The sequence below is a fragment of the Streptomyces sp. NPDC101151 genome (assembly GCF_044768335.1).
Classification (GTDB): Bacteria; Actinomycetota; Actinomycetes; order Streptomycetales; family Streptomycetaceae; genus Streptomyces.
This window is the reverse complement of record NZ_JBIWPP010000015.1, coordinates 18,789-43,143: the sequence shown is the minus strand read 5'-3', so window position 1 is coordinate 43,143 and position 24,355 is coordinate 18,789. Positions and strand designations below refer to the sequence as shown.

Here is a 24,355-nt window from a genome sequence, read left to right as displayed (position 1 = left end):
TGCCGGCCTCGGTGGGCCAGGGCTCGGTGCCCTGCTGGAACCGCAAGGGCTTCATGGCTTGCCCAACGTAGTGCGTCGCCCGCGAACCGCACCTGCGTGCGGGACAGTTGGCCGGCTTGGATGTTCGCGCAGGGAGTCGGTGTAGCGTCCGGGTATGACTCGTACCCGTACGGTCCGGCTGCCCGCCGATGTGCCCATGTCCGCGGTGTCCGTCGACGGCACGCAGCTCGGCGTGCGGCAGGAAGACAACGGCACCACCAGGGTGGAGTTCACCGGCATCCTGCGCGTCAACGGCCGGCCCGTCCTTTCCCCGGGTCAGCTGCTGACGTTGTGGAGCGGCCGAGCCGGCATCGAGTACGAGGTGGCCGACGCGACTCTACGCCCCGACGACGCCATGCCCCCGAGCGACAAGGCGCGCTACAGCGCTTACTCGGCGGGAGCCGGCATTGCGCACAAGGCCCGCGAACAAGGCCACGGGGACGACAAGATCCCCCTGGTCCTCGAAGAGATGCGCAAGCAGTTCGCCGCTCAAGGACCGGCACACGGCATTCCCGCCACCGCCTACGGCCGCGCGACCGCGCGCGAGATGGACATCATCATCAAGGAGATGATCGCCGCCTGGCAGCAGGCGCTCGCCTTCGAGTGGATCAGCGACGACTGAGAAGCGGGCGACCCGCCGTCGTTCTGCCACGGTCAAGAGCTGTCTCTGGACCAGTCGAAACGACGCGGGTCGCCGGGGCAACGCGGGTCGTACACCGGCCGCCAATGCAGCGGGACGGAGGCCGCAGCGGTGACCGGGGGTGCCAACGGAGCTGGTCTTCGACCGGCAGGAGGCCGGGGAGTGCGCCACGCTCGTCACGCGACTGTCGTGCGGTCCTTCGCAGTAGGAAAGTCGCCGTCCCGTCTTCGCCGACTGCCGGCTGTGTCCCTTCGTGTCCCACCACTCTTCCAGATGGGCATGGACGAGGTGCACGAGGTGCACGAGCTGCCGAAGCCGGTCAGCAGGAGGCGCAGGTGAGGTGAACATGCCCGCCCATGACTTGTCGTTCCACGGGAGGGCCACCGTCCAGCGTTCATTCGGATGGCCCTGGCGGCCCACAGTCAGCCAGTACGTCAACGTCGCGCTACGGTCCGGATGGTGCTCCACCGACAACGTGATGACGTCGAAGCGCAGTTCGTCAGCAGTGACGTACGAGCGGCTCAAGGTCTGCTCGGCCGGCGTCTGCACCTCCATAGGGACCAGCGCGCTCTTGCCTCGTCCCGCGCCCCGGCACAGCGTCCAGCTGTATTGATCACGAGCGTTGTTGACACCAGCCGGGTTCGATCATGGCGAAGACCTCCGGTGTGGTGGAGCTGTCCAGGACTGCACCGCACGGAGGCCTTCCTGTCCCACCGTAATGCCCGACTGACCGTTCACGGCAGGCTGCTGCTGGTCGAACGTGTCTGCGCAGGTCGCCCGGCCGCTCATGTGGCCGCCGAAATGGGCACTTCCCGCGCCACGGCCCACAGGTGGGTCCGCCGCCGGCGAGCCGAGGGCGAGGCAGGCCTTGCCGACCGCTCCAGCCGGCCCCGCACGACACCGCATCGAACTCCGGCCTCCAGTCGTGTGTGCGGTGTCGCAAGCGGGTCGCGTGGCGAGCGCCTCGCGCAAGGCACCGCGGGTGGATGGACAGGTCCGCGATGTTCCTCCGCATGCAGGGCCAAGCATCCCGAGTCAGCCCGACCGCTGGCGAGGCTGGTGCGCCGGGCGAGCTGCGAGGCCAGGCTGCCGATCCGGCTGACCGGCTCCTCCGGGGTCGGGCTGCTCACCTGCGCGCCTGCGTCCTGGCCGCGGAGGCCGCCTGGTCGTCGCGCAGCTCGGTCAGGGCGACCACGGCCGCATGCCGTTCGGCACTGAGGCCGAGCGGCGCGGTCCGGCCGTTGTCGATGTCGCCCTGGTGCAGCTGGTGCTGCCCGATCGCCCAGTCACGCAGCAGGGCGCGGGCCTCGCCCGGGGTGACGTCCAGGGCATCCGCGACCTGGTTCCAGGTGGCGCCCAGCTCGATCGCCTCGCGGACCCGGCTGCCGCGCTGGGCCTCGATGTCGCGGTGCATGGACTCGCGCAGGGCGAGAGCGGCGAGCGCATCGCCGGCGTCGCCGCGCTGGACGGCGTACTTGAAGTTGGCGGGCAGTGCGTTGTTCATCAGCCGGTCGCTGTGCTCGGTGAGCTTCTCGACGTGCCAGGCCAGCGGCGTCGTCGCGGGGACGTCGCCGGGACGGCGCACCGTCAGGGACTTCCAGTGCTCGTGCGCGTCGGTGGTCATCGCTGGTCCTCTCGAAGACAGCGGGCGAACGGTCGGGGCTGCACAGTGGGAACGGTAGGGCCCGGCCCTGACACCGGCCGGTCATACTCGAAGGCCCACTCCCGCAGGCGCCGGGTGACGACGCGGGCGTGCCCGCATCTCGGCCTGGACGCCGCGGACGTACGCAAGGTCGCCGACCTCACCGTCGAACACCACCAGGTCCTCGACGAGATCACGGAACCACGCCTGCTCACCGGGCACTTGTGGACCGTCAACACCACGCTCGACTGCGAGGCGCCCACTCCGGTGATCACCGTGGTCGTGCAGCCGGCCGCGGTGCTCGGGGTCCACGCCGAGCAGCTCGTACATGACGCTCATCGGGAGCGGGAGCGCGAAGCGAGTGCGCGGGTCCTCGATGCCGTCCGGGTCATCGGCGGCAGCCCGGCCGAGGTCATCGAGCAGACGGGCAAATGCGGTCCCGTGCCGGTAACAGTCCAGGTCAGAGTCAGAGAAGGGCGTAGAGCGCCAGTCAGACGACCACCCGAAGGTCAGCACTGGGGCGAGCGCCGGGCCGTCATTCGGTCCGCCGCCGGTACATGCGCTCGCGGTGCCGGAGGAACTGGGTACTCCCTACTCCCACACAGCCCAGGCGATGTCCCCGCAAGATTTTGGTGCCGTGTAAAGAATCCGGCGGCCGTGCGCCTCTCAGCATGCGTACGGCCGCTGCTTCACCGTGAAGCGCTGGGCCGCAGACTGGAGGAGGTCCGGTGGGGTCGACGGGTTCAGGGGTCGTGGCGCTTTTGGTGCTGCTCTTCGCGCCGGCGCTGAGCAGCGTGCTGAAGAGCATCGCGTTCCGCAACCGCGCGGCGGGCAAGGCCGAGATGATCCGTGCGAAGGGGAAGTCGGACGTCCGGGCGGGCAAGGGGCGCCGGATGGGGAAGCGGGGACGGCGTGGTTGATCAGGAGAGGCCGCGGTCACGGCACGCCGAGGCTCTGGGGGCGCTGGTCGAGGAGCGGTACAGGAAGCTGGTCCGCTACGCCGGGAGCCGGCTGCGCAACCGTGGGGTGCCGCAGTCGTCGGCGGACCCCGAGGACGTCGTGCAGAACGCCCTCAAGTCCGTGCTGGCCGTCACGAAGCCGATCGGTAACGTGCGCGCCTACGTCTACACGTGCATGGGCAACGAGATCAAGCTGGCGGCGGAGCGCCACGCCCAAGGCAAGGGCTACGCCTCGCTCGACGCGGACGTGCGGCCGGAGGACGAACCGGCGGTCCACCCCGTTGCCGAGGCCGAGTTGCGGCACGTTGTCGACGAGGCGCTGAGCGACCTGCCGCTGCGGCAGCGCAGGGTGATGCTGCTGACCCGGGAGCTGGGGATGACCCAAGCGGAGGCGGCCCAGGTGCTGGGGTCCGCGCCGGGCACGGTGGGCGTCCACGCGCACCGTGCGATCCGCGCGCTGCGCGTGACGCTCGTCGGACTGGGCACCGTCCTGGTCGCGTGGACCACCTGGTTCATGACGTTCGGCAGGCGGGAGATCATCCCGGCCGCAGGCATCGAGTCGCCGGTCGGTGCGGTGACGCTGAGCTTCGCCGGCACGGTCGGAGTCCTGGTCACGGTGTTGGTGGGGCTGGTGATGTGGGCGACGGGAGACATCAGCCCGCGGTGGGCGCAGGTGGTGCAAGTGCTGCGCAAGGCCGTTACTCGCGCGCGGGTAGGCCGCGACAACATCAGCCGCTCCAGTACCTCCGCCGGAACAGTGCCGCCGGACGCCCAGGTCTCCGGCTCGCCGTCCTTCAGCGGGAGCTACGAGCCGCAGGCATGACGCCCGTGGGGGCAGCCCACTCGCAGGGGCTGCCCCTGCCGGACGCCCGGGGGTCGGTGACCCTCGTACGGCCTGGGACCGGTGGACTCGTATGTAGAGGTGTCGCGGGTTCATCGGCTGTCCGGGCCGGCGGGCGGGGAAGAGCAACTGTGAGCTCCTGCTGCCGGCGTAGGGCAGGTGCTGCCGGGACTGGATGCAGGGCCCGCATCAGATCGGTGACGGGCTCCGGCAGCGGGGGCGGCGGGGCTCCCAGCTGCACGGTGACGGTGGCCTCGCCGTCGGTGACGTCGTCGATGGTGAGGCGAACGATGCGGCTGACGGGTTGTGCGGAGAGGAAAAGGAGCACGGCGGCGACCCGGGTCCGCACCGGCCACGAGCGTCCTAGGTGAGGATGGCTCGCGGGTGATCCTCGAGCCGGTCAAGCTGACCGCCTGCACGGTGCCGCGCGTGCGGTGCGCCGCCGTCGCAGGCCCGGCGAACAATCAACTGGACGAACCTTGCCACCGCCCGCCTCCTCGCGGAGCTGGCATCCTGTGGGCGCCGGACGTCGTGGTCGGCGCCGGAGGCGTCACCCACGCCACCGGGGTCGAACTGCGCCAGGAATCCGAGGCGCGGCTGACCGCCCGCATCGACGGCATCGCGGCCGCGCAGCTGACCGAGGAACGGGTCAGCCATGGACCGTCGACCACCCACGCCATGACAACAGGAGAGCTGACAGCATGCCGAACCGCTGGTCCGGAGTGACCATCGACTGCGTCGACGTCGAAAAGGTGGCGGGCTTTTGGAGCGTCCTGCTGGACCGCCCGCAGGGCCCGTCCATGCCCGGCTGGGTCTACCTCGGCGAGCGCGGTGACCCGCTGCCCCGCCTCGTCTTCCAGCCGGTGGCCGAGCCGAAGCACGGCAAGGTACGCCTGCACCTCGATGTCGTCGTCGACGACATCGACGAGGGCATCGCCCAAGTCATCTCACTCGGCGGCCGGTTCACCGGCGAACGGCACGACTACGACGAGGGGGTGGTCGTCGTGATGGCCGATCCGGAGGAACACGAATTCTGCCTGGCCCAGTACTACTGACCCGCGCCACGTATTGATTTGCGCCACGCCCCGTCACGGCGCACCACGTGTCAAGCGGGTGTCGGCAAACGATCCACCCTCGGCGCGCACTGCGCGACATCCGTCGCGTCCGGCGCACCGAACAGGCCTGCGGTCACGCAGGCCTGAACTCCGTGGCCACCAGATCGAGCCCGTCCGACGATGGAGGACACCACCCGTAGCACGGTACGCGTGGCCCTGGCCCAAGCGCCGGCATCAGCCCAACTGTCTGAACGCCTCCACCCTCCGGCGGAGGTGGTCCCCCCTGAGGGCGGACGTTCCAGCCGGGTCCGCTCCCTAGCGTTTGAGGCATGAACTCTGCGAACCTTCGCCGCCGCCAATTCGCCGGTGTGCTCGGCCTTGCGCTGCTCGCACCGATGGCCGGTGCGAGCAGCGCCGAGGCGGCACTCGGCGGCCGGCCCCGTCCCCACCCCGTCACCATGACGTTGCCGACGCCCACCGGCCCTTTCCCCGTCGGCACGATGTCGCTGCACCTGGTGGACAACGCGCGCACCGATCCCTGGCTTCCTACCCGCGACGCCGCCGCACGGGAGTTGATGGTCACCTTCTGGTATCCCGCCCGGCCCGTGCCTGAGCAAGCGCCCGCCCTTCAGCTGCCGTCCGGGGTGGCGGCCGAGTGGCAGCGGCTCGTTGAACAGAAGGAGGAGTTCTCGGTCGAGCCCGGGGCCGTCGACTGGGCGGCCACGCGGACCCACGCCGTCCACCGCGCCCCGGTACGGCACCGGCGCGGCGGGCTGCCGGTGATCCTCTACTCGCCGGGCAGGAACCTCCCACGCGGCTTCGGGACCGTCCTTGCCGAGGAACTGGCCAGCCGGGGCTATCTGGTGGTGGCCATCGACCATACCCACGAGACGATCGCCGTGCAGTTCCCCGACGGCCGCGTGGCCACCGTGCTCGACGCCACGGAGGAGGCAACTCTGCGCGCCCTGGCCGACGTTCGGGTGGCCGACGTCAGGTTCGTCCTCGACCAGTTGGAGAAGAGCGACATCGCCGACGTGTCCGCGGTCGGCATGTTCGGGCACTCGATCGGCGGCGCCACGGCCGCCCAGGCGATGTACGACGACCCGCGCATCCTCGCGGCCGCCGATCTCGATGGCGCGGTGGGCTCAGGGGCGGAAGCGATCGGCTCCGTCGTCGAGGACGGCCTCGATCGGCCATTCCTGCTGATGAACAGCATGCTCGGCAACCACCACGACGACGTGCTCTCATCCCTCTGGAAGAACCTGCGCGGCTGGCACCTCAACCTTCAGATGACCTCCGCCGGCCACTATGCCTACACCGATCTCCAGACCCAGCTGCCGCTCATCGCCGCCGCCGGGAAGATGCCCGCCGACAAGCTCGCCGGGCTCGTCGGGGACGTCGAGCCGGCTCGCTCCCTACGGGCACAACGCGCCTACCTCAGCGCCTTCTTCGACGTGCACCTCCGGCACCGCCCCGACCGCGGTCTCCTCAACGGTCCTTCGGCCGCCTACCCCGAGGTTGCGTTCATCGGCTGAGGGCTGTCCGGCGAGTTACGGACGGAGCCACCCGACAGCATGGCGACGGGTCATGGCCGACATGTCTGACGTCGGGCTCGGCATCATTCGCAGGTGATCTCGTCGCGCGGGGCGTAATGCGTGCGGAACGGCTCTCGCTCGACTTCCCGGCCGTCGTTGTAGAAGACCCGTTCCACAGTGACGTCGAAGCCCTCCAGCGGTGTCTGCGGCACGCAATTCTCGTCGGTGCTCACCTTCTTCGCCGGCTGTTTCACATCGGTGCGCGGCCCCTTGACCGACTTGATCTCGTCGTACTTCTTGGTGCCCAGGAAGGTGACGGTCACGGAGGTGTCGGTGGCCTCGGCCTTGATGTAGATGGCGTTGCCGGTGTCGTTCTTGAACCTCAGGTCCAGGCTGCCCCAGACGACCGTCGCCTCGCGGCCCTCCGGGTAGCGCTCGATGTAGAAGGAATGGGCGCCGTGTTCCACCAACTTCACCCCGGCGAAGAACGCCGCGTTGTAGACCGTGGTGGCCACGGTGGAGACCCCGCCGCCGGACGCCTTCGTGAACTCGTTGTCGAGGATGATGATGCCTTCGACGAAGCCGTTGGCCTCGGTGCGCTGGCCCACGGTCCGGTTGAGGCTGAATGTCTCGTTCGGCTTGATCACGGAGCCGTTGATCAACTCCGCGGCACGGCCGATGTTCTTGGTGCGGTACGGGGCCTTTTCGAAATTGACGGTGAAGGAGGACAGCTTCTCCTTCAGTCCCAGCTGCGCGGCGTTCTCACGGCTCACCTCGGGCTGGATCCTGCGGGTGGTGAGTTCGCCGGTGCGGGTGGCGGTACCCGACTTGGTGAGCAGCGGCAGGACGGCATTGCCGAGCGACTTGGGCGTGACCTGCCGGCCGGTCGTTGCGTCGTCGGCCACCACGGCCTTGTCACCGTCGAGCCCCACGTCGGCGTTCTCGGGCTCACTGGCGAGGCCGGCCAGCTCGGGTGCCGCCCGAAGGCCCTTGCCGTCGACCCCTGGTATCAGCCTGCCGGTGCCGTCCGGTCGCATCGTGAGGTACTTGCCCAGGGCGGCCTGGCCGATCGTGAACCGCTTGTCACCCGCGGTGAGCGTGACCGGCGCCGACATGGCCGGCCGCGCGAACTCGCGCACCGCTCGTCGTACCTCCGCCGCCGTGACCTTCGGTTCGGTCTCGCGGGCCGGCAGGGCCGTGACGGGGCCGGCCTTGCCACGCAGGAAGGAGCTGCGCAGAGTGCCGACCGCGGTGTCCACGTCGAGCGCGTAGCCGCGGCGTGGGGCCACCTGCTCGACCTGGCCGTCCGCGAAAGAGACCGCGCCGTCGCGGACCTTCTGATCGAGAGATCTGCCCAGCTTCACCAGAGCGGCGCGGGTCTTCTTCTCGTCGACGCGTACGACCGGCTCGATGTCGCCGCCATGCGAGTGGAACAGGCCGCCGACCACGCTGAACGGATCGGAGCCGGTACGCGTCGCCCGGTCTACGGTCTGCTCGACGTCGAAGCTGAGCCCGGCCCGTCGCGGATCGACCGCGCCTCTGCGGTCACCGACCGTCACGGCCAGCTCCCGCGAGCCCGCCGGGGCCAGGTGCTTCTCCACCTCCCGGACGGCGTCCGCGCGACTCAGGCCCCCGATGTCCACGCCGCGCACGGTCGTACCGGCCTCGATCTCCCCGCCCGTGAGCAACAGCCCGGCCAGATACAGGCCGCCCGTGCCGACGGCCAGGGCGCCGCCGGCCAGGCCGATGGCCGGAGCGGAGGCTCTTCGCGGGATGGAAGGTATGCGAGGGCGCATGGGTCTCCTGGACGAACGACGGGGCGATGCACTCGATGACATGACGCCGTGAGCAGGGCAAGCACACCAAACTATCCACAATGGGCATTAGTCGCGTATGCCCCACGTCACGCCGGACGTTCTACGGCAGCCAAAAACACAGCCCGCGAGGCTGCTGTGTCGTCTCAAGCAGATTGAGTGAGTGATTCCGCGGGCGACGTACGCCGTCGTGGCGGGGTCGAGCCGCATCCGCGTCAAAGAGACTCGCGGCCGGACAGGTCGGCCGGACACCGGCCCATGCCGTTCCCTGGGCCCAAGGGCCCCTCGTGGGGCCGAGCGGCACGTTGTGGCCGGGCCCGGACGAGCGCAGGCTGGGAGCAGGAGCCCCACGGTCACGGGGGCTACGGGACCTGCAGCGAAGGGAGCGGGAGCGATGACCTCCGTCACCACCATGAGCGCGGCCCTGCCCGCCGAACATCGCGAACAGCTGATGCGGGTCGCCCGCGCGGTCTCCTTCGACGCCGGGGCCCGACTCTTCGAGGAGGGCCGAAGCGCCGACCGTTTCTGGATCGTGCGGAACGGCACCGTCGCCCTCGACCTGCACGTGCCCGGCCGGCGTCCAGCGGTCATCGAGTCGCTCGGACACGGCGAACTGGTCGGCTGGTCCTGGCTCTTCGATCCTCATCTGTGGCACCTGGGGGGCGAGGCCCTGACACCGGTGCGGGCGTGGGAGTTCGACGCGGAGCCGGTCCGGACGATGTGCGCGGCCGACCCCGAGTTCGGGCGGGCCATCGCGGTCTGGATCGGGCGCGTGGTCGCCCAGCGGCTGCACGCCTCCCGAATCCGGCTGCTCGACCTCTACGCCCCCTACGGCAGCGGTGGCCTGGAATGACCGCGCCGACGGGCACAGCCGGATGAGCGGCACCTCCCGGCCCCCGTGCCGGCTCAGGTGCCGCCTCCCGCTCAGGTGCCGCCGCTGCTGAAGTTCCGCCACTCCGGGCCGATCCGCTTCCATTCCTCGTCCCATTCGGACAGGCGCCGGCGCATGCGGCAGGTGCGGACCAGCCAGCCCGCGGTCCAGACGGCCACGCCGGTCGAAGAGGCGGCGAGGACGCCGGTCAGGGCCGACTGCAGTGCCGCCTCACCCGTACTGAGGGGCGCGGAGACCAGGCGGTCCGAGTGGTTCGTCCACACCGTGACCCGGCTGCCCGCCGGGGCGCCGGGGAAGACCTTGGTCCGGTCGTTGTGCACCGTGCCGTCCGGTGCCGTCCAGCGCACGGTGGCCCACACCCGGCCGTCCTCATAGCCGCTGCCGGCCGGCGGGGTCCTGGCCGCGTCGTCGGTCAGGACGGCGGTCTCCGCGTGGACCTGGGCCCGCCGTGCGGAGAACGCCGAGTCCACCGACAGTGCCGCCGCGGTGCCCGCGAAGGCGCCGCCGAGGACGACGAGGATCCACGTGGCGAGCACGATCCAGGCCTCGACGACATCGCTGTGCCGACGGAGCGGGTTGCGATGCCATCGCCAGCACCGCACCCGGGTCACTCTTGTGGGAGGTGTCCGCGTCATCGGTCGCCGCCTCCTCTCGCGTGCCGGCGGCCGCCGGTCAGGGCGTGCGGGCCCGCTCGGCGTCCCGAAGCTCCGGGTCGAGGTCCGGGTGACGGAGCGGACCGGCCGGGGCGCACCGCGCGCCCGCCACGCCCGCCGCGGCACGAGCCGGGCGGACGTCGAGCGGCACCGGAACGGTGTCGTACAACCGGCCGCTGAGCGTCACCACACCATCGTGCACCTCGAAGCGGATCGGTGCCGCCCGCACGGCGAAAGAGCCGTACGACGGCCCCGGGTTCCCGTCCGGCGGCCGGTGAGGGCGTCGGCTTCCCGGGGCCTACTCCGGGGGCACGGGCACCTGCCACCGCAGCGTCGTGCCGCCGCCGTCGGGACGGGACACCTCCAGCCGTCCGCCCAGTTGTTCCGCCCGCTCGGACATGTTGCGCAGACCGCTGCGGCGGCCGCCGGGCGGGATGCCCGTGCCGTCGTCCGAGACCGTCAGGGTCACCTCGTGGCCGTCGGTGGTCAGGGCCACCTCAGCGCGGTCGGCCTGCGCGTGCCGGGCGATGTTCGTGAGCGCCTCGGAGAGGACGGCCACGACGTGGTCGGCGATCTCCCGCGGCACGTCGGTGTCGACCAGGCCTTCCATGCGCACGCTGGGCGCGAAGCCCAGGACCGGGGCGGCCTCGCCGACCACGCGCACCACCCGGGCCCGCAGCCCGGTGCCGGCGGTGCCCGCGCGCGCCCGCAGCCCGAAGATGGTCGAGCGGATGATCTTGATGGTCTCGTCGAGGTCGTCGACGGCCCGCAGCACCCGCTCGACGGCCTCGGGGTGCTCGATGAAGCGGCCCGCGCTCTGCAGCGTCATGCCGGTGGCGAACAGCCGCTGGATGGCCAGGTCGTGCAGGTCCCGGGCGATCCGGTCGCGGTCCGTGAGGACGGCGATGCGCTCGGCGTCCGCGCGGCGCTCGGCCAGTTCCATCGCGATCGCGGCCTGCCCGGCGAAGCCCTGGAGCATCTCGGTCTCGTAGCCCGCGAACACCGCACGGCCGGCCTTGCGCGCCAGCAGGACGACTCCTCGGACGCTGCGCTCGCTGGTCCCGATGGGAACGGCGACGGCCGGACCCAGCCCGTGGAAGCGCGCTGGTTCGGGGGAGATCCGTTCGTCCTTGTTGACGTCGGCGCTGCTGACGGGCGCGGCGGCGGCGAAGGCCAGCCCCATCAGGCTCCTGTTCCGGGGCAACACCAGGCCGCGGTGCGCCTCGGAGTCGATACCCACGGCGATCTCGACGGCGAGCGCATCGGTGTGCTCCATGGGAAGCGCGACGGCAGCGAGGGCCGAAGCCGTGATCTCCCGGGCACGGTCGGCGATCAGGCCGAGGGCCTCGGCCCGCTCGCTGCCGGACATCAGCCGGTGGGTGATCTCCGCGTTGGCCCGCAGCCAGCGTTCGCGCAGCCGGGACTCCTCGTACAGGCGGGCGTTGTCGATGGCCACGCCGGCCGCCACGGCCAGCGTCGACAGCACCGACTCGTCCTCCTCGTCGAACTCCGCTCCGCCGCGCTTCTCGGTCAGGTACAGATTGCCGAAGACCTGGTCGCGCACCCGGATCGGAACGCCCAGGAAGCTGTTCATCGACGGATGGCCGGGCGGGAAACCGTACGAGGCCGGATGGCCGGAGAGTTTCGCGAGCCGCAGCGGCTGCGGATGCCGGATCAGCTCGCCGAGGATGCCGTGGCCCTCGGGGAAGGGGCCGATCCGGGCGATCTCCTCCTCGCCGACCCCCACCGTGTGGAAGGCCGACAGCCGCTTGCCGTCGGGTCCGATGACGCCGAGGGCGGCGTACTCGGCGTCCACGAGGACGGCGGCCGCCTCGACGATGGAGTGCAGCACCTGTTCCAGATCCAGCTCGCGGCCGACGGAGAGCACCGCCTCCAGCAGGCTGTGCACCCGGTCCCGGGTGCCCCGGGCCGCTTCCAGCCGCGCCTGCAGCTCCTCCAGCAGTTCGTCCAGCCTCAGGTGCGGCAGCCGTACGCGGGGCTCCCCGGGGCTTGCCACCAGATTCCTCCAGGTCCCCTCGGCCCGGCCCCGACCGGTCGGGTCATATGCCACGGTATCGGTCCCCGGCCGGGGGCGGCACGTCCACGGCCGGGTCGCACCGGCGACGGCCCCTGCACGGCGCCGGCGTGGGACGTCCGGCCCCGCGCCGGGGCCGATCGGCACTGGAGAGGGAGCGCGGCGAGGGCCGACAGTGGACACAGGAGCGGCACCGATCCCCCGCGGTGTCGCTCCGCCCCGCCACCGACCGGGGCTGAGAGACCGACGTACCCGCGAAGAAGCCAGCCATGATCCGTGACGACAACCCGGCGTGCCGGCGCATCGACCTCGACCGGGCCGAGGCGTTGCGGCTGCTGGGCAGTGTGTCCCTGGGCAGGATCGTCTTCACCCGGCAGGCGCTGCCCACCGTGCGCCCGGTCAGTCACGTGCTGGACGACGGTGACATCGTCATCCGCACGCACGAGGGCGCGGCCCTGACGTCCCAGGCGCGTCGGGCCAACGGCACCGGGGTCGTCGTCGCCTACGAGGCCGACGCCATCGACCCGCGGACCCACCTCGGCTGGAGCGTGGTGGTCACGGGCTACGCCCACCTGGTGACCGACCCCCGCGAACTGGCCCGTATCCGGGAGCTGTTGCATCCCTGGGCGCCCCAGCAGGGCGTGGATCACGCGGTGCGCATCCGCCCCGATGTGGTCACCGGGGTCCTGCTCACCGAGCCGGGGACAGACGGCGGGGATTCCCGCCCGGCGGCCTCGGACGGTGGTCCGGACGCCACCGGGGTTGGGCCGATCGGCCCTATCGCGCATCCCGGCAGATCGGTTGGCTGATGCCATGTCCGAGAACCATTCGTCGGCACCGGACCCCGCGGACCACACACCCCGGGCAACGACCGTCGTGCCCGTGCACGGCGAGATCGACATGCTCACCGCGACCGCGCTGTCCCAGAGGCTCGACGCGCTGACCGCGCATCCGCGTCCCGACCTGGTGCTCGATCTGCGCCCGGTCGCGTTCATCGACTGCACCGGCCTCGGCGTGCTGTGCCGGACCCGGAACCGGGCGCTGGCCCGGCGGGGCCGGCTGCGGCTGGTCGCCGACAGCCCCGGCTTCCTGCGGATGCTGCGGGTCACGGGCCTGTCGAGCGTCTTCGAGGTGCTTCCGCTGCCCCCGCTCGTCCCGGTGCCGGGGCCCGACGGCTCCCACTGACACCGCGGCGGGGGCGCAGGAGGGGCCGGCTCCCGTGCCCCCGGTGGCTTCAGCCGTGCCAGCTCCATTCCGCGACCTCCGGCAGGTCGGTTCCGTGGGCGCGGATCCAGGTGTGGTGGCGGGTGCGGGCGTCGGCCATGGTCTGGCGTACGGCGGCGGCGCGCACCGCGAGGCCGGGCACACGGTCGATGACGTCCATGACGAGCCGGTAGCGGTCGAGGTCGTTGCGGACGACCATGTCGAACGGGGTGGTCGTGGTGCCGGACTCCTTGTAGCCGCGCACGTGCAGGTTCCTGTGGCCGGTGCGGCCGTAGGCGAGACGGTGGATCAGCCACGGGTAGCCGTGATAGGCGAAGATCACCGGTTTGTCGGTGGTGAACAGACCGTCGTACTCGAAGTCGGTCATACCGTGCGGGTGGTCGTCGTGGGGCATCAGCCGGGTCATGTCGACCACGTTGACGACCCGCACCGCCAGGTCGGGCAGGTGCCGGCGCAGCAGCTGCGCGGCGGCCAGCACCTCCTGGGTGGGTACGTCTCCCGCGCAGGCCAGGACGACGTCCGGGGGGCTGCCGTTCTCGGTGCCGGCCCAGTCCCAGATCCCGGCGCCGCGGGCGCAGTGGGCGCGGGCCTGGTCCATGGACAGCCAGTCGAAGCACGGCTGCTTCCCGGCCACGATCACGTTGACGTAGTCCCGGCTGCGCAGGACGTGATCGGTCACGGACAGCAGGGTGTTGGCGTCCGGCGGCAGATAGACGCGGACCACCTCGGGGCTCTTGTTGAGGACGTGGTCGACGAAGCCGGGGTCCTGGTGCGAGAAGCCGTTGTGGTCCTGGCGCCACACGTGCGAGGTCAGCAGGTAGTTGAGGGAGGCGACGGGGGCCCGCCAGGGCAGCTCGCGGCAGGTCTTCAGCCACTTGATGTGCTGGTTGACCATCGAGTCGACGATGTGCACGAACGCCTCGTAGCAGGAGAACAGTCCGTGCCGGCCGGTCAGCAGATAGCCCTCCAGCCAGCCCTGGCAGAGGTGTTCGGAGAGGATCTCCATCACCCGGCCGTGCCGGTCCAGGTGTGCGTCGACCGGGAGCGTCGCGGCCTGCCAGGCCTTTCCGCTGGCCTCGAACACGGCCTGGAGCCGGTTGGAGGCGGTCTCGTCCGGTCCGACGAGACGGAAGTCCCGTCGTGAGCCGGTGTCCCGCATGACCTGTTCGAGCAGGTCGCCCAGGACCCGGGTGGGTTCGTGCAGGGTCGTGCCGTGTTTGTCGACGGGTACGGCGATGCCGTCGAGGTCCGGCAGGGGCAGCTCGCGGACGAGGAGGCCGCCGTTGGCGTGCGGTGTGGCGCCGAGACGCTTGGTCCCCTCGGGGATGCACGCGAGGACGTCGGCGACGGGCCGTCCGTCGGGGCCGAACAGCTCCTCGGGCCGGTACGAGCGCAGCCACTCCTCCAACTGCCGCAGATGTGCGGGGTTTTCCCGGACGCCGGCCAGCGGGACCTGGTGGGCGCGCCAGGTCCCTTCGACGGGTTCGCCGTCCACCTCGGCGGGGCCGGTCCAGCCCTTGGGGGTGCGCAGCACGATCACCGGCCAGTGCACGCGTTCACCGGTGCTGTCGTCGCGGGCGGCGCGCTGCGCCCGGGCGATGCGGTCCAGTGCCTCGTCGAAGGCCGCTGCCAGGGCGCGGTGGACCGTGGCCGGGTCGTCGCCGGTGACATGGAGGGGTTCGTGCCCGTAGCCGCGCAGCAGCGCGTCGAGTTCGTCCTCGGGGAGCCGGGCGAGCACGGCCGGGTTGGCGATCTTGTAGCCGTTGAGGTGCAGGATCGGCAGGACGGCTCCGTCGTGGACCGGGTCGAGGAACTTGTTGGAGTGCCACGAGGCGGCCAGCGGTCCGGTCTCCGCCTCGCCGTCGCCGATCACACAGGCCACCAGCAGGTCCGGGTTGTCGAAGGCCGCGCCGTAGGCGTGCGCGAGCGAGTATCCGAGTTCGCCGCCCTCGTGGATCGAGCCCGGGGTCTCGGGAGCCACGTGGCTGGGCACCCCGCCGGGGAAGGAGAACTGCCGGAACAGCCGCGCCATGCCGGGCGCGTCCCGTGACACGTCCGGGTACGTCTCGCTGTAGCTGCCCTCCAGCCAGGAGTTGGCGACGACCGACGGCCCTCCGTGGCCGGGTCCCCAGACGCACAGTGCGTCGAGTCCGCGCGCCTTGATCACCCGGTTGAGGTGGGTGTACACGAGGTTCAGGCCGGGCGAGGTACCCCAATGTCCGAGCAGCCGGGGCTTGATGTGCTCGGGCCTCAGTGGCTCGGTCAGCAGCGGGTTGGCCATGAGGTAGATCTGGCCGGCCGCCAGGTAGTTGGCGGCTCGCCAGTGCGCGTCCAGGGTGCGCAGTTCCTCTTCGGTCGGTGCGGCGGCGTCCGGGTGGGCGGCCTGGGACATGAGGACTCCGGAGGTTGTCGTCGGTGGTCGGCACATCAGCCGGGAGGGTCAGGAATCTCAGCGTGGTGACACGGCGGGGGCGGGGTGCAGGGGTCACCTGGCCCCGCCGGGGACCGACCGGCCCTCGCCGCCGGCGCAAGTGGGCCGGTCGGCCCTGGCGCCGGCGGGGCCGGGGAGTGATGATCGGCCTGGTGGGCAGCGCAGTCCGTCTCTTCGGGGGGAACGAGAGGTCGGCATGACCGAGACACGCACCTTCACGGCGGAGCATCCGATCCGGGTGTTCCTGCTGGACGATCACGAGGTCGTGCGCCGCGGCCTGGCCGATCTCCTCGGCGCCGAGCCGGACATCACGGTGGTCGGCGACGCGGACACGGTCGAGCACGCGCTCGCCCGCGGACCGGCCCTGCGCCCGCACGTGGCGGTGCTCGACGTACGTCTCCCGGACGGCGACGGCATCTCGGTCTGCCGGGAGCTGCGCGACCGGATGCCGGAGCTGGCGTGTCTGATGCTGACGTCGTTCGACGACGAGGACGCCCTGCTGGACGCGATCATGGCCGGTGCCTCCGGGTATGTGCTGAAGCAGATCAAGGGCTCCGACCTGGTGTCTGCGGTCCGCACCGTCGCCTCGGGCCAGTCGATGCTGGACCCGGCGACCACGGCCCGTCTCATGCGTTCCCTGCGCGCCGATTCCGCTCGGGCTCCGTCGCTGCCGCCGGAGCTGGAGAACCTGTCCTCCCGTGAGCGGGACGTCCTGGCCCTGATCGGCGAGGGCCTGACCAACCGCGAGATCGGCCAGAAGCTGTATCTGTCGGAGAAGACCGTCAAGAACCACATCTCCCGGCTGCTGGCCAAGCTGGGCGTGCAGCGCCGGGTCCAGGCGGCGGTCCTCGCCACCCACTTGGACCAAGGGGACTTCGGGGAGCATCAGAGCCGGGCCTGACCTGGGTCTCGTCTCACGTCGCCCCCGGGCGCACGATCACCACGGGGCAACTGGCGTGCTGTGTCAGGTGCTGGCTGACGGAACCCAGCAGGGCACGGGCGAAGCCGCCTCGCCCCCGGCCGCCGACGACCAGGGCATCGGCGCCCTCCGCGGCCCTGAGCAGAACGTCGGCGGGGTTGCCGTGCACCACCAGTGGCCGTACCGAGCCGGCCGCGTCCGCGCCGAGTGCCTCGGTCAGTTCCCGCTCCATCCGTTCCCGGGCCTCCTCCTGGTCGACGTCCATGTCCACCGCGGGCCCCGACCAGCCGTACAGGCCCGGCAGCTCCCAGGCGGCCACCGCGTCCACGGTGCCGTCGAGGAGCCCGGCGTAGCGCACGGCCCAGCGCAGGGCCGCGTACGAGGACGGCGACCCGTCGACACCCACGACGACCCGGGGCCGGGAAACCTCCGTGTCCATGCGTCCCACCTCTCTCGCGGCCGGAGCACCGGCCTCGCCCATCGGTCCCCCTTGCCCCACGCTGCGCGAGGTGGCGCCGCACCGCCACAGCAGAGCATCCGGCGGCATGACATGTGGCGGATCGCGCGGTGGCCGCGGTGGCCGTCTCAGGGCAGCAGGCGCTGTTCCTTCGCCACCGCGACGGCACCCGCCCGGGTGTCGACGCCGAGCTTGTCGTAGATGCGGCGCAGGTGTGTCTTGACCGTGGCCTCGCTGATGTACAGGGCGCGGGCGATGGCGTGGTTGGGGAGCCCCTGGGCGAGGTGGGCGAGGATGTCCCGTTCGCGGGGGGTGAGGGCCGGGCGGGGGTTGCGCAGGCGGGACATGACGCGGTCGGCGACCGGGGGTGAGAGGGCGGGGCGGCCCTGGGCGGAGGCGTGGATCGCGGTGAAGAGGTCCTCTGCGCGCTCGGCCTTCAGCAGATAACCGGTGGCTCCGGCCTCGATGGCGCGGGTGACGTCCGCGTCGGTGTCGTACGTCGTCAGGACCAGGACGTGCGGGGCGGGCGTGAGGGCGCACAGGCGGCGCGTGGTCTCCACGCCGTCGATGCCCACGCCCAGTTGCAGGTCCATCAGTACGACGTCCGGTGTCGTCCTGCGGGCCAGTGCCAGCGCCTCCTCGCCGCTGCCGGCCTCGCCGACGACCTCGATGTCCGGGGCGCTGTGCAGCAGGGCGAGCAGTCCGGCGCGTACGACGGCGTGGTCGTCGCAGACGAGGATGCGGACGGGGGCCTTGGGCGCCGGCTCGGGTGTCCCGGTCATCTGGGCTCCAGCGGGATCGAGGCCGACAGGGCCGTGCCCTCGCCGGGGGCCGACTCGATGGTCAGGGTGCCGCCCAGCTGGCGCAGCCGGGCGCGGATGGCGGACAGGCCGTGGCCGCGTTCTCCGGCTTCCGGGGCCGTACCGGTGGCGAAGCCTCGGCCGTCGTCCGTCACGTCCAGGACGATCTGGTCGTCCAGGCAGGTCAGAGTGAGGGTCGCCGTGGTGGCGGCCGCGTGTTCGCGGACGTTGGCCAGCGCTCCCTGGGCGATGCGGAGCAGGGCCGACTCCACGGGCGCGGGCAGCGCGGCGGGCGGGGTGCCCTCGGTGTGGACGCGGACGGTGAGCGCCGGCGTCGTCTCGCGCTCGGCGACGGCGCGCAGGGCCTGGAGCAGGCCGCCGCCCTCGGCCAGGTCGGCCGGCGTCAGGTCGTGGACGAAGCGGCGGGCCTCGGCGAGGCTGCGTTCGGCGATCGACGCCGCCGTACGGACGTGGTCGCGGGCGGTGTCCGGGGCGCTGTCCCAGAGGCGGTCAGCGGCCTGCAGGAGCATCCGCTGGCTGGACAGGCCCTGGGCGAGAGTGTCGTGGATCTCCCGCGCCAGCCGTTCACGCTCGGCGAGGGTGCCCTCCCGGCGCTCGGTGGCGGCGAGTTCGCGGCGGGTCCGGACGAGGTCGGCGATCAGGGCGTCCCGGCGGGCGGCCTGGCGCTGCATGACGACGTAGACGGTGGTGGCCACGGCGGCCACGGCCGGGGGTGCGAGCAGCACGTTGGGGTCCGGCCAGCCAGCGAGGCTCAGCTGAGCCGCCACGGCCAGCGCCGTCAGCACCGCGACCAGCGGGATCGCGGCGCGTGCGGGGAGCGTGCGCAGGCCGGTGTAGAAGAGCGGGACCGCACACCAGGCGAAGCTCGGGGCCAGGACCACGAGGAGCGCCCAGGTCGCCACCACCAGGCCCAGCCAGACCAGGCGGCGCGGGGTCGGGCGGATGCCGAGGACCGGGCCGAGGACGTAGAGCACCGCCAGCAGGGCGGAGAGGGCGATGATCCAGGGGGTGCGCGGCCCCTCAGCGTGCCGGGCCAGATAGCGGGCGAGGGACGCGGCCAGCAGCACGAAGAACGCCGTGTGCATGACGACGGTGAGGGCGCGGGTGTCGTCGCGTTCGGGCCTGGCCACCGGCGGATCCTCCCTGACCATCGCGCTGAGCTGGGCAAACACCCTCCATTGTTCCCTGGCCCGAGGCCATGGGGGTCATCCGATCGGATGACCCCCGGGACCACCGGTCCGTCGACGCCCTCGGCCCGGATCCGGGCCGAGGATCGATTCGGGAGCGACTCCGCCCCCGAATCCGACCGCAGAGAGGTCCTCGTCATGCCCAGTCGCAAGAAGCCGTCCCGCCGTACCCGCGTCCTCGTCGGCGGCGCCGTCCTCGCCGTCGCCGGTGCCGGTGTCGTCGGTACGGTCGCCGCCAGCGCCGCCGACTCCACGGGCAGCGCACCCGCCGCCGTGGCCGCCCGGAACGGCAACCTGACCCAGAGCACGCACCTCACCCTCGACGCGGCCACGAAGGCGGCGCAGGCCGCCGTGGACGCCGCGGAGAAGGACGGCCGGCAGGTGTCGGTGGCCGTCGTCGACCGCACCGGCAACACCCTGGTCACCCTGCGCGGCGACGGTGCGGGCCCGCAGTCGTACGAGTCGGCCGAACGCAAGGCGTTCACCGCGGTCTCCTGGAACGCGCCCACGTCCGAGCTGGCCAAGCGGCTGGAGCAGGCGCCGAACCTGAAGGACATCCCGGGCACGCTGTTCCTCGCGGGCGGTGCCCCGGTCACCGCCAAGGGCGCCCCGGTCGCGGGCATCGGCGTGGCGGGCGCCCCGTCGGGCGACCTGGACGAGCGGTACGCGCAGGCGGGCGCGGCGGCACTGGGCCGCTGAGGTCGGTCCGTACACCGTCGCACGGTGCGGCCGGGGTCTGTCTCCGGCGAGCGACTGCCACGACCTGCACCTGCCGTGGATCTGCGACCTGTACCTGTCGTGGATCTCCGGGCGGCAGACGCGGGTGTCGTCGTCGTCCTCCTGGGCCCAGGGACGGCGAAGGCGCCCAGCCCGGCCCGTGCGGGCCGGCCTGGGCGCCTTCGGAGGTTGATCAGACGAGGTCGAACCGGTCGAGGTTCATGACCTTGTCCCACGCTGCGACGAAGTCCTTCACGAACTTCTCCTTCGCGTCGTCGCAGGCGTAGACCTCGGCGAGCGCGCGCAGCTCGGAGTTCGAGCCGAAGACCAGGTCGGCACGGGTGCCGGACCACTTCACCTCGCCCGTGGCACCGTCACGGGCCTCGAACGTGGTCTGGTCCTCGGAGGTCGACTTCCACGTCGTGCCCAGGTCGAGCAGGTTGGCGAAGAAGTCGTTGGTGAGCGTGCCGGGCCGGTCGGTGAGGACACCGTGCTGCGAGCCCTGGTGGTTGGCGCCCAGGACGCGCAGGCCGCCGACGAGGACGGTCGTCTCGGGGGCGCTCAGGCCCAGCAGGTTCGCCCTGTCGAGCAGCAGGTACTCGGCCGGCAGGCGGTTGCCCTTGCCGATGTAGTTGCGGAAGCCGTCCGCCGCCGGCTCCAGCGCGGCGAAGGACTCGGCGTCGGTGTGCTCGTCGGTGGCGTCGACACGGCCGGGGGTGAAGGCCACCTCCACCTCGTGGCCGCCGTCCTTGGCCGCCTTCTCCACGGCCGCGACACCGCCGAGGACGATGAGGTCGGCCAGGGAGACCTGCTTGGCGCCGGAGGAGGCGTTGAACTCCTGCTGGATGCCTTCGAGGACGCGCAGCACCTGGGCCAGCTGGTCGGGGTCGTTGACCTCCCAGCCGCGCTGCGGCTGCAGACGGATGCGGGCGCCGTTGGCACCGCCGCGCTTGTCGCTGCCGCGGAACGTGGACGCGGACGCCCACGCGGCGGAGACCAGCTGGGACACGGTCAGGCCGGAGTCGAGCAGCTTGGCCTTCAGGGAGGCGATGTCCGCACCGTCGATCAGCTCGCCCACGCGCTCCGGCAGCGGGTCCTGCCACAGCAGCGTCTCCGCCGGGACCTCCGGGCCGAGGTACAGGGACTTCGGGCCCATGTCACGGTGGGTCAGCTTGTACCAGGCGCGGGCGAAGGCGTCCGCGAGCTCCTCCGGGTTCTCGTAGAACCGGCGGGAGATCGGCCCGTAGATCGGGTCGAGCTTCAGCGACAAGTCGGTGGTGAGCATCGTCGGACGCCGCTTCTTCGACGGGTCGAAGGCGTCCGGGACGATCTCCGGGGCGTCCTTGGCCACCCACTGGTGGGCACCGGCCGGGCTCTGGGTGAGCTCGTACTCGTACTCGAAGAGGTTCTTGAAGAACCCGTTGCTCCACTGGGTCGGGGTGGTGGTCCAGGTGACCTCGAGGCCGCTGGTGATGGCGTCCTTGCCCACACCCGTGCCGTAGGTGCTCCGCCAGCCGAGGCCCTGCTGCTCCATCGGGGCGGCCTCGGGGTCGGCGCCGACATTGTCGGCCGGGCCGGCGCCGTGGGTCTTGCCGAAGGTGTGGCCACCGGCGATGAGGGCGACCGTCTCCTCGTCGTTCATCGCCATCCGGCGGAACGTCTCGCGGATGTCGCGGGCCGCGGCGATCGGGTCCGGGTTGCCGTTGGGGCCCTCCGGGTTGACGTAGATGAGGCCCATCTGGACGGCGCCGAGCGGGTTCTCCAGCTCGCGGTCGCCGGTGTAGCGCTTGTCGTCCAGCCAGGTGGTCTCGGGACCCCAGTAGACGTCCTCCTCCGCCTCCCAGACGTCCTCGCGGCCGCCGCCGAAGCCGAAGGTCTTGAAGCCCATCGTCTCCAGGGCCACGTTGCCGGTGAGGACCATGAGGTCGGCCCAGGAGATGCTCTGGCCGTACTTCTTCTTGACCGGCCACAGCAGGCGGCGGGCCTTGTCCAGGCTGGCGTTGTCCGGCCAGCTGTTGAGCGGGGCGAAGCGCTGCTGGCCGGCGCCGGCGCCGCCGCGGCCGTCGCTGATGCGGTAGGTGCCCGCGCTGTGCCAGGCCATACGGATCATCAGCGGGCCGTAGTTGCCGAAGTCGGCGGGCCACCAGTCCTGCGAGGTGGTCAGCACCTCGGCGATGTCCCGTTTCACGGTCGCGAGGTCGAGGGCCTCGAACGCCTCGGCATAGTCGAAGTCCTCACCCAGCGGGTTGGCCACGGCGGGGTTCTTCGCAAGGATCTTCAGGTTGAGCCGGTCCGGCCACCACTGACGGTTACCGCCGCCCTGGGTCGGGTGCGCGGCACGGCCGTGCACGACGGGGCAGCCGCCGCTCCCCTCCTCCGACTTCGCGTCTGTGACGATCGCGTCGTGGTTCTCAGTCATGGCAATCCTTCCGAAATGGACGGAACTCGGTGCTCAGAAACTGCGGCCGGTGGAACAGTCGGGGCAGGTGCCCCAGTAGACGACCTCGGCTTCGTCGATCGCGAAGCCGCGGTCGTCGGACGCGGTCAGGCAGGGTGCCTCGCCGACCGCGCAGTCGACGTCGGCGAGGGCACCACACGACCGGCACACGACGTGGTGGTGGTTGTCGCCGACGCGTCCTTCGAACCGGGCGGGGCTGCCGGCCGGCTCGATACGGCGTACGAGGCCCGCCGCGGTGAGCGCGTGCAGGGCCTCATAGACGGCTTGCAGGGAAATGTGGCCGACGCGGTCACGGACCCCGGAGGCGATCGCCTCGACGCCGAGGTGGTCACCGTCCCGGACGGTCTCCAGCAGCGCGACGCGGGCCGCCGTCACGCGCAGGCCGGCACCGCGCAGCTCCTCGGCGGTGGTCGGAGTCTGGGATGCGGTCATGAGGCCGAACCTACCCTCACAAACACGAAGGATTCAAGAAAACGAACAATGCAATTCTGACCTCATGCATTCGGCCGGTGTTTGCCTGCGCGTGGCTTTGCTCGGCAGGGCAGGCGAGGGGCCGCGCGCGGGCACGAACGCATCATGTGGCCCTGCGTCCTGCCCTGCCGCGCGCCGGGCCGAAGGGTCCTCCGAACGGGTGAGCACCCGGTTCCGGTGCGGCGGGTCAGCTGCCGCATGCCTCCCTTGCGTACCGGCGGGCCAGGGCGTGGAACGCCTCCTTGGGTTCCCAGTGCCGGCCGGAGGCCGGGTCGTAGGGGCGGTCCTCGATGGTCTTGGTGATGGAGTAGCTCGCCATGTCGAGGTCATGCCGGGGGTCGCCGGGGCGGTGCGGGGCGTCGAGCGAGACGAACTCGAAGGCCATCGCCGCATACAGGTCCAGCGAGGAGAAGACGTCGAGGAGCTGCATGAGGTAGGCGGCCTGGGTGCGCTCGCTGCGGACCAGGTCGCCCTTGATCTCCTCGGGGTCCTTGTCGTGGTCGACCACGTTCCAGCCCATGCCCCGGGTCTCGGGCGCGCCCACGTAGGCGCAGGTGCCGAACTCGGTGATCGCCAGCGGCTTGCCCCGGCGCAGATGACGGCGCAACTCCCGCACGTAGTCGGCACGGTGGGGGAAGTACGAGTAGTAGTCGATGCCGATGATGTCGAAGAGCCGCCAGTCGACCTGGTCGTCCTGGGCGGCCGCGTAGCTGAGCCGGCCGTGGAAGACGGAGCGGCCGACCGCGGCCGCCTTCGCCGTGAAACGGTCCAGGCGGTGCTGCATCCTGACCGGGTCGACCTTGTTGTCCAGCAGGTTCTGGACGCGTTCGAGGACCGTGTCGCCCGGGACGATGCCGGGCACGAACAGCCAGAACTCGCAGCCCACGCTGAAGTCGACACTCGCGCCCTGGCGGCGCAGCCGCTCCGCGAACCGGCCGGTCTCCGCGAGGTGCTCCAGGATGTCCCGCTCCGGGACGTCGCCGAGGGTCGGCTGGAGCCAGACGTGCAGACCGCGCTCCGCCGCCTCGGCCGCGGTGGCCGTGAGGCGTTCCACGCCGTCTCCGGTGACGTCCACGGTGTCGGCGTGCAGGTCGTCGCGGATCGCGCGGATGTCCTTGCGCATCCGGGCCGTACGGAAGCCGGTGGCCGGTGTCCCGCCCTCGCCGACGGTGTAGACGACGCCCCGGTGGCGCAGTCCGGGGCGCTGCTGCGCCGCCCGGGCCGTGCCCGCGGGCAGCAGCGTCGCGGCGAGTCCGGCGGACGCCATCCCGGCGAGGAACTGTGCGCGGTTGATCCCTGTGGTGTTCTGCATGCGGTCACCCTGGCGGGAGCGGGCCCGCCCGCGCCGTCCCCCGATGGTCTACGGCACAGCGCCAAAGGGAGGGGATCGGGCGGCGAAAGTCGCTGCCGCGCAACGGCCTGTCCCGCACGGGAGCGCACTCCGTGCCCCGGCGTCACGGAGGTCCGTGAGGCGACGGCCGCGACGTGGGTCCTGGTGACCGACGGGACGAGACGAGACGGGACGAGACGAGCAGGCTGGGCCGCGCCATGGCCCGCGCCCCGGC

23 protein-coding genes and 2 pseudogenes are annotated in these 24,355 nt (G+C 71.5%); 12 read left to right on the top strand and 13 right to left on the bottom strand.

Going from position 1 to position 24,355, the window contains the following annotated elements; genetic code table 11:
• The first annotated feature begins 154 nt into the window (after positions 1-154).
• Complete coding sequence (locus ACIRU3_RS25855; RefSeq protein WP_404060543.1) at positions 155-661, top strand: hypothetical protein; 507 nt, start codon at positions 155-157, stop codon at positions 659-661.
• Between the two features lie 723 nt (positions 662-1,384).
• Positions 1,385-1,612: pseudogene (locus ACIRU3_RS25850) on the top strand (helix-turn-helix domain-containing protein); the annotation flags it as partial.
• Positions 1,613-1,805: 193 nt separating this feature from the next.
• On the opposite strand, the gene ACIRU3_RS25845 reads toward ACIRU3_RS25850, so the two are convergent.
• Together ACIRU3_RS25845 and ACIRU3_RS25840 are read right to left on the bottom strand one after the other, a co-directional pair.
• Positions 1,806-2,303, bottom strand: a complete 498-nt coding sequence (locus tag ACIRU3_RS25845) for a hypothetical protein (protein ID WP_404060540.1) — start codon at positions 2,301-2,303, stop codon at positions 1,806-1,808.
• 81 nt (positions 2,304-2,384) lie between these two features.
• Entirely contained in the window at positions 2,385-2,651 is a 267-nt protein-coding gene (locus ACIRU3_RS25840; protein ID WP_404060538.1) for a hypothetical protein, read from the bottom strand.
• A 398-nt stretch (positions 2,652-3,049) separates the two neighbouring features.
• Between ACIRU3_RS25840 and ACIRU3_RS25835 the strand changes: the two genes are divergently transcribed.
• The 5 genes from ACIRU3_RS25835 (at position 3,050) to ACIRU3_RS25815 (ending at position 6,711) form a co-directional block, all read left to right on the top strand.
• The gene (locus tag ACIRU3_RS25835) at positions 3,050-3,241 is read left to right on the top strand and encodes a hypothetical protein (RefSeq protein ID WP_404060536.1); all 192 of its coding nucleotides are present in this window, start codon (positions 3,050-3,052) and stop codon (positions 3,239-3,241) included.
• Entirely contained in the window at positions 3,234-4,103 is an 870-nt protein-coding gene (locus tag ACIRU3_RS25830) for an RNA polymerase sigma factor (RefSeq protein WP_404060534.1), read from the top strand. The genes ACIRU3_RS25835 and ACIRU3_RS25830 overlap by 8 nt, the downstream gene beginning before the upstream one ends.
• Positions 4,104-4,505: 402 nt before the next feature.
• A complete protein-coding gene (locus ACIRU3_RS25825; protein WP_404060531.1) occupies positions 4,506-4,847 on the top strand; it encodes a hypothetical protein in 342 nt (113 codons plus the stop codon).
• Positions 4,823-5,176, top strand: a complete 354-nt coding sequence (locus ACIRU3_RS25820; RefSeq protein WP_404060528.1) for a VOC family protein — start codon at positions 4,823-4,825, stop codon at positions 5,174-5,176. Before ACIRU3_RS25825 ends, ACIRU3_RS25820 begins: the two co-directional genes overlap by 25 nt.
• Positions 5,177-5,505: 329 nt before the next feature.
• Entirely contained in the window at positions 5,506-6,711 is a 1,206-nt protein-coding gene (locus ACIRU3_RS25815; protein ID WP_404060525.1) for an alpha/beta hydrolase family protein, read from the top strand.
• A gap of 83 nt (positions 6,712-6,794) precedes the next feature.
• On the opposite strand, the gene ACIRU3_RS25810 is transcribed toward ACIRU3_RS25815, so the two are convergent.
• Complete coding sequence (locus ACIRU3_RS25810; RefSeq protein WP_404060523.1) at positions 6,795-8,507, bottom strand: VanW family protein; 1,713 nt, start codon at positions 8,505-8,507, stop codon at positions 6,795-6,797.
• A 412-nt stretch (positions 8,508-8,919) separates the two neighbouring features.
• On the opposite strand from ACIRU3_RS25810, the gene ACIRU3_RS25805 reads away from it, so the two are divergent.
• Positions 8,920-9,378, top strand: coding sequence for a cyclic nucleotide-binding domain-containing protein (locus ACIRU3_RS25805; protein ID WP_404060520.1), 459 nt, complete (start codon positions 8,920-8,922; stop codon positions 9,376-9,378).
• A gap of 71 nt (positions 9,379-9,449) precedes the next feature.
• Here ACIRU3_RS25805 and ACIRU3_RS25800 read toward each other — a convergent pair whose 3' ends face one another.
• The 3 genes from ACIRU3_RS25800 to ACIRU3_RS25790 all read right to left on the bottom strand — a co-directional run bounded on the left by ACIRU3_RS25800 (position 9,450) and on the right by ACIRU3_RS25790 (position 12,087).
• Positions 9,450-10,052 carry a hypothetical protein gene (locus ACIRU3_RS25800; protein WP_404060517.1) on the bottom strand — a complete coding sequence of 201 codons (603 nt, stop codon included), beginning with the start codon at positions 10,050-10,052 and terminating at the stop codon, positions 9,450-9,452.
• Positions 10,053-10,089: 37 nt separating this feature from the next.
• The gene (locus tag ACIRU3_RS25795; protein WP_404060514.1) at positions 10,090-10,299 is read right to left on the bottom strand and encodes a hypothetical protein; all 210 of its coding nucleotides are present in this window, start codon (positions 10,297-10,299) and stop codon (positions 10,090-10,092) included.
• 69 nt (positions 10,300-10,368) lie between these two features.
• Entirely contained in the window at positions 10,369-12,087 is a 1,719-nt protein-coding gene (locus tag ACIRU3_RS25790; RefSeq protein WP_404060511.1) for a GAF domain-containing protein, read from the bottom strand.
• A gap of 287 nt (positions 12,088-12,374) precedes the next feature.
• Here ACIRU3_RS25790 and ACIRU3_RS25785 point away from each other — a divergent pair.
• Both ACIRU3_RS25785 and ACIRU3_RS25780 read left to right on the top strand, forming a co-directional pair.
• A pseudogene (locus tag ACIRU3_RS25785) lies at positions 12,375-12,809 on the top strand (pyridoxamine 5'-phosphate oxidase family protein); the annotation flags it as partial.
• 109 nt (positions 12,810-12,918) lie between these two features.
• Positions 12,919-13,290 (top strand): STAS domain-containing protein, encoded by a 372-nt coding sequence (locus tag ACIRU3_RS25780; protein ID WP_404060508.1) that lies wholly within the window; start codon positions 12,919-12,921, stop codon positions 13,288-13,290.
• 49 nt (positions 13,291-13,339) lie between these two features.
• On the opposite strand, the gene ACIRU3_RS25775 is transcribed toward ACIRU3_RS25780, so the two are convergent.
• Positions 13,340-15,721 carry a phosphoketolase gene (locus ACIRU3_RS25775; RefSeq protein ID WP_404060505.1) on the bottom strand — a complete coding sequence of 794 codons (2,382 nt, stop codon included), beginning with the start codon at positions 15,719-15,721 and terminating at the stop codon, positions 13,340-13,342.
• Positions 15,722-15,956: 235 nt separating this feature from the next.
• Here ACIRU3_RS25775 and ACIRU3_RS25770 point away from each other — a divergent pair, with 235 nt between their 5' ends.
• Positions 15,957-16,661 carry a response regulator gene (locus tag ACIRU3_RS25770; protein ID WP_404060503.1) on the top strand — a complete coding sequence of 235 codons (705 nt, stop codon included), beginning with the start codon at positions 15,957-15,959 and terminating at the stop codon, positions 16,659-16,661.
• 13 nt (positions 16,662-16,674) lie between these two features.
• On the opposite strand, the gene ACIRU3_RS25765 is transcribed toward ACIRU3_RS25770, so the two are convergent.
• From ACIRU3_RS25765 to ACIRU3_RS25755, 3 genes are all read right to left on the bottom strand, one after another.
• The gene (locus tag ACIRU3_RS25765; RefSeq protein WP_404060500.1) at positions 16,675-17,118 is read right to left on the bottom strand and encodes a universal stress protein; all 444 of its coding nucleotides are present in this window, start codon (positions 17,116-17,118) and stop codon (positions 16,675-16,677) included.
• Between the two features lie 146 nt (positions 17,119-17,264).
• Positions 17,265-17,918: a response regulator gene (locus ACIRU3_RS25760; protein ID WP_404060497.1), complete on the bottom strand. Its 654-nt coding sequence runs from the start codon at positions 17,916-17,918 to the stop codon at positions 17,265-17,267.
• Positions 17,915-19,108 (bottom strand): sensor histidine kinase, encoded by a 1,194-nt coding sequence (locus ACIRU3_RS25755; RefSeq protein WP_404060797.1) that lies wholly within the window; start codon positions 19,106-19,108, stop codon positions 17,915-17,917. The genes ACIRU3_RS25760 and ACIRU3_RS25755 overlap by 4 nt, the downstream gene beginning before the upstream one ends.
• Before the next feature lie 174 nt (positions 19,109-19,282).
• Between ACIRU3_RS25755 and ACIRU3_RS25750 the strand changes: the two genes are divergently transcribed.
• Positions 19,283-19,843 carry a heme-binding protein gene (locus ACIRU3_RS25750; RefSeq protein ID WP_404060494.1) on the top strand — a complete coding sequence of 187 codons (561 nt, stop codon included), beginning with the start codon at positions 19,283-19,285 and terminating at the stop codon, positions 19,841-19,843.
• Positions 19,844-20,054: 211 nt separating this feature from the next.
• Here ACIRU3_RS25750 and katG read toward each other — a convergent pair whose 3' ends face one another.
• The 3 genes from katG to ACIRU3_RS25735 form a co-directional block, all read right to left on the bottom strand.
• A complete protein-coding gene (katG, locus tag ACIRU3_RS25745; protein WP_404060491.1) occupies positions 20,055-22,280 on the bottom strand; it encodes a catalase/peroxidase HPI in 2,226 nt (741 codons plus the stop codon).
• 33 nt (positions 22,281-22,313) lie between these two features.
• The gene (locus ACIRU3_RS25740; RefSeq protein WP_404060489.1) at positions 22,314-22,751 is read right to left on the bottom strand and encodes a Fur family transcriptional regulator; all 438 of its coding nucleotides are present in this window, start codon (positions 22,749-22,751) and stop codon (positions 22,314-22,316) included.
• 226 nt (positions 22,752-22,977) lie between these two features.
• Positions 22,978-24,102, bottom strand: a complete 1,125-nt coding sequence (locus tag ACIRU3_RS25735; protein WP_404060486.1) for an abortive phage infection protein — start codon at positions 24,100-24,102, stop codon at positions 22,978-22,980.
• Positions 24,103-24,355: the final 253 nt, after the last annotated feature.

What these genes read in the sequence shown, in the direction of transcription:
- ACIRU3_RS25780 (WP_404060508.1), top strand. Translation starts at nt 12,919, where the DNA reads ATGTCCGAGAACCATTCGTCGGCACCGGACCCCGCGGACCACACACCC.
- ACIRU3_RS25740 (WP_404060489.1), bottom strand. Translation starts at nt 22,751, where the DNA reads ATGACCGCATCCCAGACTCCGACCACCGCCGAGGAGCTGCGCGGTGCC.
- ACIRU3_RS25760 (WP_404060497.1), bottom strand. Translation starts at nt 17,918, where the DNA reads ATGACCGGGACACCCGAGCCGGCGCCCAAGGCCCCCGTCCGCATCCTC.
- ACIRU3_RS25840 (WP_404060538.1), bottom strand. Translation starts at nt 2,651, where the DNA reads ATGTACGAGCTGCTCGGCGTGGACCCCGAGCACCGCGGCCGGCTGCAC.
- ACIRU3_RS25820 (WP_404060528.1), top strand. Translation starts at nt 4,823, where the DNA reads ATGCCGAACCGCTGGTCCGGAGTGACCATCGACTGCGTCGACGTCGAA.
- ACIRU3_RS25750 (WP_404060494.1), top strand. Translation starts at nt 19,283, where the DNA reads ATGCCCAGTCGCAAGAAGCCGTCCCGCCGTACCCGCGTCCTCGTCGGC.
- ACIRU3_RS25855 (WP_404060543.1), top strand. Translation starts at nt 155, where the DNA reads ATGACTCGTACCCGTACGGTCCGGCTGCCCGCCGATGTGCCCATGTCC.
- ACIRU3_RS25765 (WP_404060500.1), bottom strand. Translation starts at nt 17,118, where the DNA reads ATGGACACGGAGGTTTCCCGGCCCCGGGTCGTCGTGGGTGTCGACGGG.
- ACIRU3_RS25810 (WP_404060523.1), bottom strand. Translation starts at nt 8,507, where the DNA reads ATGCGCCCTCGCATACCTTCCATCCCGCGAAGAGCCTCCGCTCCGGCC.
- katG (WP_404060491.1), bottom strand. Translation starts at nt 22,280, where the DNA reads ATGACTGAGAACCACGACGCGATCGTCACAGACGCGAAGTCGGAGGAG.
- ACIRU3_RS25800 (WP_404060517.1), bottom strand. Translation starts at nt 10,052, where the DNA reads ATGACGCGGACACCTCCCACAAGAGTGACCCGGGTGCGGTGCTGGCGA.
- ACIRU3_RS25845 (WP_404060540.1), bottom strand. Translation starts at nt 2,303, where the DNA reads ATGACCACCGACGCGCACGAGCACTGGAAGTCCCTGACGGTGCGCCGT.
- ACIRU3_RS25815 (WP_404060525.1), top strand. Translation starts at nt 5,506, where the DNA reads ATGAACTCTGCGAACCTTCGCCGCCGCCAATTCGCCGGTGTGCTCGGC.
- ACIRU3_RS25775 (WP_404060505.1), bottom strand. Translation starts at nt 15,721, where the DNA reads ATGTCCCAGGCCGCCCACCCGGACGCCGCCGCACCGACCGAAGAGGAA.
- ACIRU3_RS25755 (WP_404060797.1), bottom strand. Translation starts at nt 19,108, where the DNA reads ATGGTCAGGGAGGATCCGCCGGTGGCCAGGCCCGAACGCGACGACACC.
- ACIRU3_RS25805 (WP_404060520.1), top strand. Translation starts at nt 8,920, where the DNA reads ATGACCTCCGTCACCACCATGAGCGCGGCCCTGCCCGCCGAACATCGC.
- ACIRU3_RS25735 (WP_404060486.1), bottom strand. Translation starts at nt 24,102, where the DNA reads ATGCAGAACACCACAGGGATCAACCGCGCACAGTTCCTCGCCGGGATG.
- ACIRU3_RS25770 (WP_404060503.1), top strand. Translation starts at nt 15,957, where the DNA reads ATGACCGAGACACGCACCTTCACGGCGGAGCATCCGATCCGGGTGTTC.